Here is a 12,986-nt window from a genome sequence, read left to right as displayed (position 1 = left end):
CCCCCATGCTGCGCCTGAGTTTCGTCACCGGCACCGAACCCGGCAAGTGGTTCACCCGCTTCCGGGACCGCACCGCCCACGGGCAGTTGCTCGCCACCGATTCGGAGGATCCGGTCGCAGAGCTTCTCGATGCCCGCGCCGACCTCGCCCTCACCCGTCTGCCCGACCCGCGCGTCACCGACGAGTATCACGTGGTCGAGCTCTACCGGGAGGCCCCCGGGATCGCCCTGCCGAAGGACAGTGAGCTCACGCTCCTGGACCGGTTGTCACCCGCTGATATTGAGGGCGAGATCATCAACTGGTCCACCCCGCCGGACGGCCGGATTGACATCCCTGCGGTCCGCACCGGGCTCCAGGTGGTGGCCGCGAACGTCGGGGTGCTCATCGCCCCGCGCCCGCTCATCCGGGTGCTCGCGCGCAAACAGATCGAGCACCGGGACTTTCTCGGCGATGTCCCGGTCACCACCATCGCGCTGGTCTGGCGGAGGGCTGACGACTCGGAGGCGATCCAGGATTTCGTCGGCATCGCCAAGGGGCGCACCCCCAACTCCTCCCGCCAGGCCGCACCGAAACGCACCGCCCGGGAGAAGACGCTGGCAAAGCAGCAGCGCCGGGCAGCGGGTGGCGCAGATGAGCGGACGCGCCGGTCGCGGCGGAGATAGCGGCATTTCCGCCCCTGTGTCGCAGAACACATATAAACTATCGGTCACATGTCCGTCCAGAATTAAGGAATCCATCATGAAGACCACTGCATTGACCCGCCGCCTGCTCGCCGGAGCTGCTGCGCTGACCCTGAGCTTCGGCGTCGTCGCCTGCGCCGACGACGGTGACAGCGCGGGGGAGACCACCGCGACGGAGACCACCGCCACCACCACGGACGAGGAAGCCACCGAGGCCACCACGCCTTCCGTGGACGCGGACGCGGAAGCACTGGCCACCGGCGAGGATGTCATGGTCGAGACCGCTGAGGGCACTGTCGGCATCTCTGCCGCCGCGGCCGCCGCTCTCGAGGAGTTCACCACCGAGTGGGGCACGCCCGAGACCATCGAGAACAATGACGTCGGCCAGGTCCTCGCCATCTATCCGGAGGGCAACCTCGCGGTGTTCTCCGAGGAGGCCGGTGCCGTGCCTGTGGGTGGTGAGATCGCCAACGAGTGGCTCGACGGTGGCGGCCTGGAGAACTCCATCGGCCTGCCGACCGGCCCGGAGGGTGACGCCCCAGAGGGCAACGGCCAGGTCCAGGAGTTCACCAACGGCACCATCTCCTGGTTGTCTGATGAGGACGGCGAGTTCTCCATCGACGTCCAGGAGGACGAGAACTAACTCGGGTCACCTCGCTGTCAGATGAGCTTCAGTTGCAGTTAGGTGAAGTTCATCTGACAGCCATGTAATTCTCCCTCTTCGTGTGCCTGCGGGGGTTAGCCTGAGGGCAACCGGATGAACCACCATCCGGCCCGCGTCCGTCCCCGAGTCGGTACCGGCTCGACGGCCGTGTTCCGAGATGATTCCCGTGGCGCTGACGGGTACCCGGACCGCCACACCAGGGGAGCCCGCGCCATGTTCGACTCGACCACCGACCACCTCACCGCCCGCCACCCGGACGACCATTCGGCCGTCGACCTCCGCACCTACGTCATCGACACCTCCGTGCTGCTCAGCGACCCGTGGGCGCTGCGCAAGTTCTCCGAACACGAGGTCGTCCTGCCGGTTGTGGTGATCACGGAGCTGGAAGGCAAGCGTCACCACCCGGAGCTCGGCTGGTTCGCCCGGCAGGCTCTGCGGATGCTCGAGGATCTGCGCGCCACCTACGAACGTCTCGATCAGCCCGTGCCGGTCAACGTCGAGGGCGGCACCCTGCGCGTGGAACTCAACCACCAGGACCAGTCCCAGCTGCCGGCGGCCTTCCGCGGTACGGAGGGCGACCACCGCATCCTCGCCTGCGCCCTCAACCTGCAGCAGGAGGGCCGGGACACGACGTTGGTGACCAAGGACGTGCCCCTGCGGGTCAAGGCCGGAGCCGTGGGCCTGCGGGCGGACGAGTATCACGCGCAGGACGTCGTGCTCACCGGTTATACCGGCATCACCGACGTGCACACCGACGCCGGAACCATCGACACCCTCTACCGCGAGGGCGAGATCGAGCTGCCGGACGGGGCTCTCACCGACACCGGTGACTTCGTCGCCGAGCTGCCCGTCCACTGCGGGATTCGGCTGACCACCTCCACCCAGTCCGCCCTGGGACGGGTCACCCGCGACGGTACGGTGCGCCTGGTCCGCGGTGACCAGCAGGCCTTCGGCCTGCATGGACGTTCCGCGGAGCAGCGCATCGCGCTCGATCTGCTGCTGGACAACAACGTGGGCATCGTCTCCATCGGTGGTCGGGCGGGCACCGGCAAGTCGGCGCTGGCGCTGTGCGCCGGGCTGGAGGCCGTGCTCGAGCGCAACGAGCACCGGCGCATCGTGGTCTTCCGTCCCCTCTATGCCGTCGGTGGCCAGAACCTCGGCTACCTGCCCGGCTCCGAGACCGAGAAGATGAACCCCTGGGCGCAGGCTGTCTTCGACACCCTCGACGGACTGGTCTCCGACAACGTCATGGAGGAGATCCAGGCCCGCGAGCTCATCGAGGTTCTGCCGCTGACCCACATCCGTGGCCGCTCCCTCCACGATTCCTTCGTCATCGTCGACGAGGCCCAGTCGCTGGAACGCAATGTCCTGCTCACCGTCCTGTCCCGCCTCGGCCGGGGTTCGCGGGTGGTGCTCACCCATGACGTGGCGCAGCGGGACAACCTGCGGGTGGGGCGACATGACGGGGTGCAGGCGGTGATCGAGAAGCTCAAGGACCACGAGCTCTTCGGACACGTCACACTGCAGCGTTCCGAGCGTTCCGCCATCGCGGAACTGGTCACTGACCTGCTGGAGGATGGGAAGTAGGCGGCCTGGGCCCCGGGACCGGGCTTCCGCCAGCGTTTGCGGGGCCTGACGTACGTGGGCGACAATGTTCGCATGGCAGACGCGACGTTCACGCTCCGACCCATCCGGCCTGAGGACTATCTTCAGGTCCGCGCGATCTACGAGAGGGGTCTGGAATCAGGCCACGCCACGTATGAGACGCAGGCGCCGACCTGGGAACAGTTCTCCCGGGACAAGATACTGGAGACCGTGTTCGTCGCCGTGGACAATGCGGACCCGGGCAAACTGCTGGGCTGGGTTGCCGCCGCCCCCATTTCCACCCGCGCTGTCTTCCACGGTGTCGTGGAGAACTCCATCTACATCCACCCCGACGCCCGCGGCCGCGGCGTGGCCGGCGCCCTCCTGGACAAACTCGTCGAAGTATGCCGGGACCTGCACAAATGGGGCATCCACGCCTGGGTCTTCCCCGAGAACGAAGGTTCAGCCGCGCTGCACCGTTCGCGCGGCTTCGAGAAGGTCGGCACCTACCACCACCTGGCGAAGATGACGTACGGCGACATGGCCGGCCAGTGGCGTGACACCGACATCTACGAGCTGCTGCTGCCCAAGCCGGGGGAGTAGCTACTCGATCGTCTCCTTGAGCTTGTCCTGTTTGACCGGCAGCAGGATGAACAGGGCAAAGGCGGTCAGGGGAACCATGAGCAGGAAGATCGGTGTCAGGCCGTCGTTGTAGCTGCTGAGCACCACCTCACGGATGGGGTCGGGCAGATTGACCACACCCGCCGGAGTCAGGGAGTTCGCCCCGCCCCCGGCCTCGGAGAACTGCTCGGCATAGGCGGCACCCTGCTCACCCAGCTGCGCAAAGGCACCGGGCAGGCGTTCGCTGAGGTTGGACTGCAGGTTGTGGATGAACATCGAACCGACCAGGGCGGCGCCGAGGGTGGAGCCGATCTGGCGGAAGAAGTTGTTTGCCGCGGTGGCGGTGCCCACAGCCGTGATGGGGAAGGAGTTCTGCACGATGAGCACGAGCACCTGCATGACCAGCCCGAGGCCGAAACCGAAGACGAAGAACAGGAAGCCCAGCTGCACCAGGGAGGTCTCCACGGTCAGCCGCGACATCAGCCACAGCGCGACCGTCACGACGGCCATGCCGACGATGGGGTAGGTCTTGTAGTTGCCGGACTTCGCGATGAGGAAGCCAACCACCGTTGAGGTACCGATCATGCCGACCATCATGGGGATCATCATCAGGCCTGCGTCGGTCGGGGTCAGGGAGTGGACCATCTGCAGGTAGGTGGGCAGGTAGGCCAGTGCGCCCATCATCGCCAGGCCGAGGACGGTGCCCGCGGCGGTGGTCAGCACCATATTGCGGTTACGGAACAGGGCCATCGGAATCAGGGGGTTGACGGCCTTGAGCTCCACGAGGACGAACAGGATCGCGCCGATGATGGTCGTGGCCCCCAGCCCCAGGATCACCGGGTCACCCCACTCGTACTCGGTGCCACCCCACGTGGACAGAAGGATGAGGGCGGCGGTGGTGACCGTCATCAGGGCAGTGCCCAGCCAGTCGAAGCGGCGGTTCTCCCCGCTGCCGGTGCGCAGGTGCAGGACCAGCACGGAGACGATCAGTGCCAGCAGACCGAGGGGGAGGTTGATCCACAGGCCCCAGCGCCAGCCGGGGCCGTCGGTGAACCAGCCGCCGAGAACCGGGCCGAGCACGGAGCTGACGCCGAACATCGCGCCCATGACGCCCATGTACTTGCCGCGCTGACGTGCGGGGACGACCTCGGCGACGATCGCCTGGGAGCTGATCATCATGCCGCCGGCGCCGAAGCCCTGGATGGCTCGCGCCACGATGAGCAGTTCCATGGACTGTGCGAAACCGCCCATGGTGGAGCCGAGGACGAAGACGGCGATGCCGAAGATATAGAGCCATTTGCGGCCCACCATGTCACCGAGCTTGCCGAAGATCGGCATGGCGATGGTCATGGTCACCATGAACGCAGAGATGACCCAGCTCATGTGGTTGACGCCGCCGAGCTCGCCGACGATGGTCGGGAGCGCAGTGGAGAAGATCATCTGCCCGAGCGAGCTCATGAGCATCGTGAGCAGGAGGGCCCCGAAGATGAGGCCGATGCGCGGGGCCTGCTTCTGCGCGCCCGGCGCGGGGGAGGTGGTTACCAAGGCAGTTCCTTTGCGAAGTCTGAGATGATCCGGCCGGTCTCGGGAAGCATGCGTGCCCGGGTGGCGGAATCAGTGGGGGAGTCGGTGCAGCGGGTCAGGCGGGAGACGTGCAGCCACACGCTCTCGCGGATGAGGCCCGAGATGATGGCGGCCTCGATCTCCGGGGGTTGGTCGGGCATCCGCCGGTCCCCGGGGTGTGCCTCGAGGTGGGCCACGACGAGCTGGTGCATCAGTTTCGCCTGTTCGCGCAAGCGGTTGACGGACATGAGCGCCACGGAGGGTTCGGCGGCGAAGATGCGGTGGCGGCGTTCCCGCAGTTCCGCGAGGAAATTCTGGTCAGCGCCGGCCTCGATGTCCTCGCTCTCTGCCTCGGTGGCGGTGGCGACGATGTGCTCCAGGGCGGAGCGGACCAGGTTGTCGGTGGGGGTGTCCACGAACAGCGCGCGACGGTGCTCGGCGACGGTCATGGGCGGCAGGCCGAGGACGGCCTCGTCCTTGGACTCCATGTAGTTGAAGAAGGTGCGGCGCGAGATCTCGGCGTCGCGGCAGATCTCCTCGACGGTGACGTTCTCGAAGCCGTGCTTCTCGACGAGCGCCGTCGCCGCGTCCTCAATCCGCCTGCGGGTCGCCTGGCGTTTGCGTTCACGGAGGGGAGTCTCATCACTCATGAGGTCACACCTTACACCGAGTGCATCTTTGCACTCAAGTGCAGATTTTTGCGGGCAGTGCCGGGGCGATGGGGGTAAGGTCTATGACGATGATCCTCCGCCGCCTCCGCGCGTTCCGCGACCGGAACCGCCCCGACCACATCTTTCCCGGACTCACCCGTGGCCGCGCCGGTGAACTCCGCACCGAACTGCGCCGCAGCCTCGCCGAGAAGGGGGCGACGGTGCGTTTCGACGGCCGCCACGCCATCATCGACCACCCGCACCGGGGGCGTGTCACCGTCAACATGGAGAACCTCATCGGCGACGTCGCCGGCTCCCAGCACCCCAAGGCACCGCGCACCCTGGCGCGTGCTTTCGTCAGCGCCGTCCTCGACGGCGAGCATGCCGAGGACCTCGGCACCGCCGGACTCTACGCCGGCCTGCGTCTGCGCATCGTCCCCACCGGCGGACTTGCGGCGGACGAGGCCGACATCATCTCCTCCGCCACCCTCCACAGCTTCACCGATGACACGGTGGTCACCCTCGTCCTCGACACGGAACGGTCCATCCAGACCATGCCGCTGGAACGTCTCCGCGATGTCGACGACCTGGACACCCTCGTGCGTGCCGCCCGCAACAACCTGCGGGAGGAACTCCTGGGGACCATTCCGGACACCCGCTCCCACCCCGGCTCGGAGATCCGCCCCGGCGCCCACTTCCGCTCCTTCGAATCCGGCAGCTACTACGTCGCCTCCGCCCCCGTCCTCCTGGAGGAGGTGCTGCGCGCCTGGGCACCCGATCTCGACCAGTCCCGCGGCATCCTCTTCGCCATCCCCACCCGACACATCCTCCTGGCCCGTGGGATCACCACCGGCGAGGACCTGCTCGAGGGCCTCGGCCGGCTCGCCCCCGTCGCCGCACAGATCGCCGCCGAGAGCTCCCACTCCGTCTCCCCGCTGCTGCACATGTGGCACGAGGGAGAGATTGCCACCCTGTCCTCCTTCGATGCCGAGGCCGGACAGCTGAAGATCACCCCCACGCCCTACCTCATGGAACTCATCGCCCGGGGCTGAAAAAGCGGACGCCCCGCTCTCGGGGTGAGAACGGGGCGTCGAGAAGCGGAGCGATTAGTCGCGGTCGGTGTTGGCCATGGCCAGCACGTCGAGGCGCTTGTCCAGCTCCTCCTCGGTGAGCTTCTCGCCGTCGACGAAGCCCATGTCGATGACGGTCTGACGGATGGTCTTGCCCTCGGCCAGAGCGGCCTTGGCCACCTTGGCGGCGTTCTCGTAACCGATCGCCGAGTTCAGCGGGGTGACGATGGACGGGGAGGACTCGGCCAGGGTACGCATGCGCTCGACGTTCGGCTCGATGCCGTCGACGAGGTTCTCCGCGAAGACGCGGGCGGTGTTGGCCAGCAGGCGGGAGGACTCGAGGACGTTGCGTGCCATGACCGGGATGAACACGTTGAGCTCGAACTGGCCCTGGGTGCCGGAGAAGGCGACGGCGGCATCATTGCCGATGACCTGGGCGGAGACCTGGGTGGCGGTCTCGCACAGGACCGGGTTGACCTTGCCCGGCATGATGGAGGAACCCGGCTGCAGGTCCGGCAGGTGGATCTCGGCGAAGCCGGTCAGCGGGCCGGAACCCATGAGACGGATGTCGTTGGCGATCTTGTAGAGGGAGACAGCCACGGTGCGCATGGCACCGGAGAATTCCACCAGCGCATCGCGGTTGGCCTGCGCCTCAAAGTGGTTCTTCGCCTCGGAGAGCTCCTGGACACCGGTGAGCTCCTTGAGTACCTCGGTGACCTTCGCGCCGAACTCGGCCGGGGTGTTCAGGCCGGTGCCCACGGCGGTGCCGCCGATCGGCAGCTCGCCCAGACGCTCCACGGTGGACTCGATGCGCTCGATACCCAGCTCGATCTGGCGGGCGTAGCCGCCGAACTCCTGGCCCAGGGTGACCGGGACGGCGTCCATGAGGTGGGTGCGGCCGGACTTGACGATGTCCTTCCACTCCGCGGCCTTCTTCGCCAGGGATTCGTGGAGCACCTTCAGTCCCGGGATCAGGTCGTTGACGGCGGCCTCGGTGGCGGCCACATGGGTGGCGGTGGGGAAGGTGTCGTTGGAGGACTGACCCATGTTGACGTCGTCGTTGGGATGGACCTCGGTGCCCGCGGCCTTCGCCAGGGAGGCGATGACCTCGTTGGTGTTCATGTTGGAGGAGGTGCCGGAACCGGTCTGGAAGACATCGATCGGGAACTCGGCGTCGTGCTCGCCATCCGCGATCTTCTTCGCCGCGGCGATGATGGCGTCAGCCTTGGCGCCGTCCAGCAGGCCGAGGTCCTTGTTGGCCTGGGCGCAGGCTGCCTTGAGCAGACCCATCGCGCGGATCTGGGCAGCCTCGAGGCCACGGCCGGAGATCGGGAAGTTCTCCACGGCACGCTGGGTCTGGGCCCGCCACAGTGCGTTCACCGGGACCTTGACCTCACCCATGGTGTCGTGTTCGATGCGGAATTCCTGCTCGGTCATGAAATCACTCATTTCTGGCTGCGCTTCAAAAAATTGGGTCGACCTGATCTTACCCATCCCACATCCGAATCTCATCGGTACCGCTGGTCAGGTGGACTCAGGCCTTCCTAAGTATGGGGCAGGACCGGCGGCAGCGGTGGAGGAATGGCGGGATTTTCGTCTCAGTGGCGGGAAATCCCGTCAATCCCGCTGGAACGGACGTAGCAGGCGGGGCAGGGCGGAGGCCACGAGGAGGATGAGGATCAGGCGGATGAGCTGGATGGCCACCACAGCGGGGCTCGTCTGTCCCTCGCTCGAGATCGCCAGCACGGTGTCGATCGCGCCGGGGCTGGTGGCCAGGTAGGCCTCGTAATAGGCGATGTCGACCCAGGCCGCGACGGGGAAGGCCACCAGGGCGCAACCGACGATGAGGACGATGATGAAGGTGACCGTGACGGGCAGTTGACGGGCGAAGAGCTTGAGGGAGCCCAGGGAGAGCGTACCGCCGCACAGCCAGCCGATCGCCAGGAAGGCGAGGATTCGGAAGGGCTCCGGCGGGGTCATGTCCACCTCAGAGGGCAGCAGTGCGACCAGGCCGATGGTCAGGAGCAGGGGCCCCAGCACGGAGGGAACCGGCAGGCGGAGCCGGGTGGCCAGGAGCCCTCCGAACAGTGCCATCAGGGCGATGAGCACCACGATCCACCAGGGCTGGTCCCCGGAGGGGGCCTGACCGCCGGGCTCGGCGACGTCGTGGGGCAGCAGCCCAGTCACGATCGGCAATGAGACCGCCACCGCCAGCAGGCGCAGATACTGGGTGAGCGCCACGAACCGCAGGTCACCGCCCATCTCCTTGGCGATGGCGGGCATGAACGCGGCACCACCGGCCAGCATGGACAGGATGCCGGTCTCCCGGCTGATACTCGGCTGTATACGGGACAGCAGCAGACCACCGCCGATGCCCACGCTGATGGTGAAGGCTGCCACCACCACCCCGGGCAGCAGGAAGCGGCTCAGGGTGGCCGGTGATTCGTTCAGCAGGGGGACAGCGGCCATGATGCCGACGATGCCCGCCCCGAACGTGTAGAGGATCTTGTTCACCGGCAGTTGCCGGCCGTTGATGATGGCCGAGGAACCGGCCGCCAGGATCCCGGCGAGGATCCAGGAGGCGGGCACACCCCAGAGGGTGAACAACCAACCGAGGAGCAGTGAGACAGGAGCGACGATCAGCCACCTGTACAGGGGTTTCTCTCCAAGTCCCACGATCGTTCTTCCTTCCGTTGGTGAGATGGTGTGCCGTCCTGGGTCCCGTCCCGGAGACAGTGCGAAAGACAAACGCGACACCGGACCGGTATGGTCCCGTGTCGCGCCGGAGAGTGTTCCTGTACCTGTTTAGGCGGACGGATCCTTGGAGTAGTCGATGACGGAGTACTCCTGCAGCTTGGCCAGCTGGTGACGGGACTCCACGTAACGGACGGTGCCGGACTTCGAGCGCATGACCAGCGAGCGGGTCGTCGCGCCGTTGGCACGGTAGGACACGCCGCGGAGCATGTCACCGTTGGTCACGCCGGTTGCGGCGAAGTAGCAGTTGTCGGAGGAGACCAGGTCGTTGATGCCGAGCACGGACTCGAGGTCGAGTCCGGCTTCTCGGGCGCGGCCGGCCTCGGCGTCGTCGATAGGCCACAGCTTGCCCTGGATCTCACCGCCCATGCACTTGAGGGCGCAGGCGGTGATGATGCCCTCCGGGGTGCCACCGATGCCCATGGCCATGTCGATGGAGTTCGAGTCCTGGGCGGCTGCGATGGCGCCGGCGACGTCACCGTCGGAGATCAGGCGTACCTTCGCGCCCGCGCGGCGGATGTCGGTGATCAGGTCGAGGTGGCGGGGGCGGTCCAGGACGACGATGGTGACGTCGGCGGGCTTGATGCCCTTGGCCTTGGCCACAGCGTTGATGTTGTGGGCGACCGGTGCCTCGATGTCGATGGTGCCGGCGGCCTCCGGGCCCACGGCGATCTTGTCCATGTAGAACACGGCCGACGGGTCATACATCGAGCCCCGCTCGGCGGCGGCGATGATGGAGATGGCGTTGGGGCGCCCCTCAGCCATCAGCGTGGTTCCGTCGACGGGGTCGACCGCGATGTCAACCTCGGCGCCCTGACCGTTGCCCACGCGCTCGCCGTTGTAGAGCATCGGGGCCTCGTCCTTCTCGCCCTCGCCGATGACGACGACGCCGTTCATGTTCACGGAGTTGATGAGGTGACGCATGGCGTCCACGGCTGCGCCGTCACCCTCCTCCTTCATGCCGCGGCCGACCCAGCGCCCCGATGCAAGTGCGGCCGCCTCGGTGACACGGACCAGCTCCATCGCAAGGTTACGATCGGGTGCTTCCGGGTGGGGTGCATTCATGTTCAACGGCCTCCTGCGGGCGGGATAAGTACTTGTGACTGGTGGCGGGGGAGGGTGATCCTCCCGCCTCCGGGATATTGTTCCACCTCTTCCGGGTGTCGGTGAGGGATTGACCACCCGAAAGAGGGGGGTGTGTCGGATCGGGAGGGCGTAATTCCTGAACGGGGGCCGGTCTGACATACTTGGGGCCGTGTCTGCAGCGGAAAAGCCCAGGATCTTCCAGGACGGCCGGGATATGCTCCTGTCCCTGGCCATCATCGTCGTGCTCATGTTGGTCAGCGTCGGTGCGACCGGCCTGTGCAGCTACGAACCGGGTACCCCCGAGAACGGCCCCGTCCGTGAGGTTGACGCCCATACCTTCATGGGGATGGAGGCCCGTGCCTCCTCCTATCCGTTGCGTATGCCGGAGAACCCGGAGGGGTGGGTCACCAACTCCGCCCGGCGCGGCATGGTCGCGGAGAATCAGGCCGCGATCGTCGGGTGGGTGACCGCGGAGGGTGGTTTCATCCAGCTGACCCAGACCCCGGTGCCCCTGGACGAAGCGGTCCGGGAGATTGACCCGGATCCCCGCGACCTGGACCGCACCGTGACGGTGGCCGGCCAGGACGTGCAGGTCTACCAGTCCGAGGAACGGGATGTCCGTGATCTGTGGGCCGTGGACATGGGGGAGACCCGCCTGCTGTTCAGCGGTGCGGCCTCGGATGAGGAGTTCCTCACCATCATCGGGGACACGGTGAGCGCTCAACCGCTGCCGACCTCCTAGGCGTCAGTCCTCGGTCGGGGTGGGGCGGGCGTTGCCCAGCGCCTCCTCGACCCGGCGGGCGGCACCATCGAGGTGCTCCTCGCAACGGCGGGCCAGTGCCTCGCCGCGCTCCCAGTAACGGAGCGATTCATCAAGCCCCATCTGTCCGAGCTCAAGGATCTTGACGGTCTCGATGAGCTCGTCACGGGCCTGCTCGTAGCTGAGCGTGGACACATCCGGGAATGCGTTCTGTCCGGCCTGGCCGCTGCCCACCACGTTGTCGTTCACTGTCTGTGTCTCCTCTGGGTTCTGGATGTCGGGGGATGTTCTAGTCTGCCGGGTTCGCGGACATGCCCGCGGCCGTGATGGAGCCGTCGGCCACACGGATGCGCAGCTGGCTGCCGGGCGGGGCCTGCCGGATGCTCATGACCACCTCCGGTGGGGTGCCGTCCCGGGGGACCACCTGCACCACGGAGTAACCGCGGGCCAGGGTGGCTGCCGGACCCAGGGCGGAGACCTGGGCCCGCAGGGCCCGCACCTGCGCGGTCTCCGTCTGCAGGAGGTACTGCACATCGCGGCGGATGAGGGCCACCCCCCGGTCAATTTCTTCCCGACGCCGCCGGATCGGTGTCATCGGGTCCGCCAGCACCGGGCGCGAGCGCATCCCCGCCAACCCGTGGCGTTCGCGCTGCACCCACCCGCGCAGGGCGGCGGCCATACGGGAACGGGCCTCGGCCAAAAACGCCCGTTCCTCCGCAACATCCGGCACGACCCGCTTCGCGGCATCGGTGGGGGTGGCGGCACGCAGATCGGCCACGTTGTCGAGCACCGGGTTGTCCGGCTCATGGCCGATGGCGGAGACCACCGGTGTCCGCGCGGCGGCCACCGCCCGCTGCAGCGCCTCCTCCGAGAAAGGCAGCAGATCCTCAACGCTGCCACCACCGCGGGCGATGATGATGACGTCGACCACGGGGTCGCTGTCGAGCACCTGCAGCGCGTTGATGATCTCCGGTACCGCGTTCGCGCCCTGCACGGCGGTGTTGATCACGCGGATGTCCACCTCGGGCCAACGGTCGCGGGCCACGGAGAGGACGTCGCGTTCCGCGGCGGAACCCCGGCCCGTGATCAGCCCGACCCTCACCGGAAGATAGGGAAGCCGCTTCTTGCGCGTCGGGTCGAACAGGCCCTCCTGGGCCAGCTGCGCACGCAGGCGTTCAATGCGGGCGAGGAGCTCGCCGATGCCCACGTGGCGGATCTCGGTGACCCACAGGGAGAAGCTGCCGCGTCCCTCGTAGAAGGCGGGGCGGCCGTTGACCACGACCCGGTCGCCGTCGCGAAGCGGGGAGGTCATCGACTGCACCAGGTTCGTCGGTGCGGTCAGCTGGACCGAGGTCTCCGATTCGGTGTCCCGCAGGGTGAGGTAGGACAGTTTCCACGTCGGTTTCACATTCACCTGGGTGAGCTGCCCTTCCACCCACGCGGAGCCCAGGCGCTGGATCCAGCCCTTGACCTCCGCGTTGAGACGCCGGACCGGCCACGGTGCCTCGGGGGTGGACTTCGGACCGGCCATGTGATGCTCCTGACAAGCGGTGT

13 protein-coding genes are annotated in these 12,986 nt (G+C 67.1%); 6 read left to right on the top strand and 7 right to left on the bottom strand.

The features are described 5' to 3' along the window. Positions 1-5: 5 nt before the first annotated feature. The 4 genes from EAH68_RS02190 (at position 6) to EAH68_RS02175 (ending at position 3,531) form a co-directional block, all read left to right on the top strand. Positions 6-662 carry a LysR substrate-binding domain-containing protein gene (locus EAH68_RS02190; protein WP_126119677.1) on the top strand — a complete coding sequence of 219 codons (657 nt, stop codon included), beginning with the start codon at positions 6-8 and terminating at the stop codon, positions 660-662. 76 nt (positions 663-738) lie between these two features. Then, the gene (locus EAH68_RS02185) at positions 739-1,323 is read left to right on the top strand and encodes an LGFP repeat-containing protein (RefSeq protein WP_164546372.1); all 585 of its coding nucleotides are present in this window, start codon (positions 739-741) and stop codon (positions 1,321-1,323) included. A gap of 234 nt (positions 1,324-1,557) precedes the next feature. Beyond that, complete coding sequence (phoH2, locus tag EAH68_RS02180; protein ID WP_126119786.1) at positions 1,558-2,931, top strand: RNA 5'-3' helicase PhoH2; 1,374 nt, start codon at positions 1,558-1,560, stop codon at positions 2,929-2,931. Between the two features lie 72 nt (positions 2,932-3,003). Further along, complete coding sequence (locus EAH68_RS02175; RefSeq protein ID WP_126119675.1) at positions 3,004-3,531, top strand: GNAT family N-acetyltransferase; 528 nt, start codon at positions 3,004-3,006, stop codon at positions 3,529-3,531. Here EAH68_RS02175 and EAH68_RS02170 read toward each other — a convergent pair whose 3' ends face one another. Together EAH68_RS02170 and EAH68_RS02165 are read right to left on the bottom strand one after the other, a co-directional pair. Next, complete coding sequence (locus EAH68_RS02170; protein ID WP_126119674.1) at positions 3,532-5,094, bottom strand: MDR family MFS transporter; 1,563 nt, start codon at positions 5,092-5,094, stop codon at positions 3,532-3,534. It lies immediately after the preceding gene. Beyond that, the gene (locus EAH68_RS02165) at positions 5,088-5,762 is read right to left on the bottom strand and encodes a TetR/AcrR family transcriptional regulator (RefSeq protein ID WP_126119673.1); all 675 of its coding nucleotides are present in this window, start codon (positions 5,760-5,762) and stop codon (positions 5,088-5,090) included. The genes EAH68_RS02170 and EAH68_RS02165 overlap by 7 nt, the downstream gene beginning before the upstream one ends. Positions 5,763-5,845: 83 nt before the next feature. Between EAH68_RS02165 and EAH68_RS02160 the strand changes: the two genes are divergently transcribed. Further along, a complete protein-coding gene (locus EAH68_RS02160; protein WP_241228243.1) occupies positions 5,846-6,814 on the top strand; it encodes a hypothetical protein in 969 nt (322 codons plus the stop codon). Between the two features lie 54 nt (positions 6,815-6,868). Here EAH68_RS02160 and EAH68_RS02155 read toward each other — a convergent pair whose 3' ends face one another. The 3 genes from EAH68_RS02155 to glpX all read right to left on the bottom strand — a co-directional run bounded on the left by EAH68_RS02155 (position 6,869) and on the right by glpX (position 10,651). Then, positions 6,869-8,269 (bottom strand): class II fumarate hydratase, encoded by a 1,401-nt coding sequence (locus EAH68_RS02155; protein WP_126119672.1) that lies wholly within the window; start codon positions 8,267-8,269, stop codon positions 6,869-6,871. 180 nt (positions 8,270-8,449) lie between these two features. Continuing rightward, on the bottom strand, positions 8,450-9,508 hold the full coding sequence (locus EAH68_RS02150) for an AbrB family transcriptional regulator (protein WP_241228242.1): 1,059 nt from the start codon (positions 9,506-9,508) through the stop codon (positions 8,450-8,452). A gap of 129 nt (positions 9,509-9,637) precedes the next feature. After that, positions 9,638-10,651, bottom strand: coding sequence for a class II fructose-bisphosphatase (gene glpX, locus EAH68_RS02145; protein WP_126119671.1), 1,014 nt, complete (start codon positions 10,649-10,651; stop codon positions 9,638-9,640). A gap of 190 nt (positions 10,652-10,841) precedes the next feature. Between glpX and EAH68_RS02140 the strand changes: the two genes are divergently transcribed. After that, positions 10,842-11,414 (top strand): DUF4245 domain-containing protein, encoded by a 573-nt coding sequence (locus EAH68_RS02140; protein ID WP_126119670.1) that lies wholly within the window; start codon positions 10,842-10,844, stop codon positions 11,412-11,414. A gap of 3 nt (positions 11,415-11,417) precedes the next feature. Here the strand turns inward: EAH68_RS02140 and EAH68_RS02135 are convergent, their stop codons facing one another. Together EAH68_RS02135 and xseA are read right to left on the bottom strand one after the other, a co-directional pair. Then, complete coding sequence (locus EAH68_RS02135; RefSeq protein WP_126119669.1) at positions 11,418-11,681, bottom strand: exodeoxyribonuclease VII small subunit; 264 nt, start codon at positions 11,679-11,681, stop codon at positions 11,418-11,420. A gap of 40 nt (positions 11,682-11,721) precedes the next feature. Next, positions 11,722-12,963 carry an exodeoxyribonuclease VII large subunit gene (gene xseA, locus EAH68_RS02130; RefSeq protein ID WP_126119668.1) on the bottom strand — a complete coding sequence of 414 codons (1,242 nt, stop codon included), beginning with the start codon at positions 12,961-12,963 and terminating at the stop codon, positions 11,722-11,724. Between the last annotated feature and the right edge of the window lie 23 nt (positions 12,964-12,986).

Source organism: Corynebacterium hylobatis, from assembly GCF_003955685.1.
GTDB classification, from domain to species: domain Bacteria; phylum Actinomycetota; class Actinomycetes; order Mycobacteriales; family Mycobacteriaceae; genus Corynebacterium; species Corynebacterium hylobatis.
The sequence above is the reverse complement of the archived record's forward strand: the minus strand, read 5'-3'. Positions and strand labels throughout refer to the sequence as shown.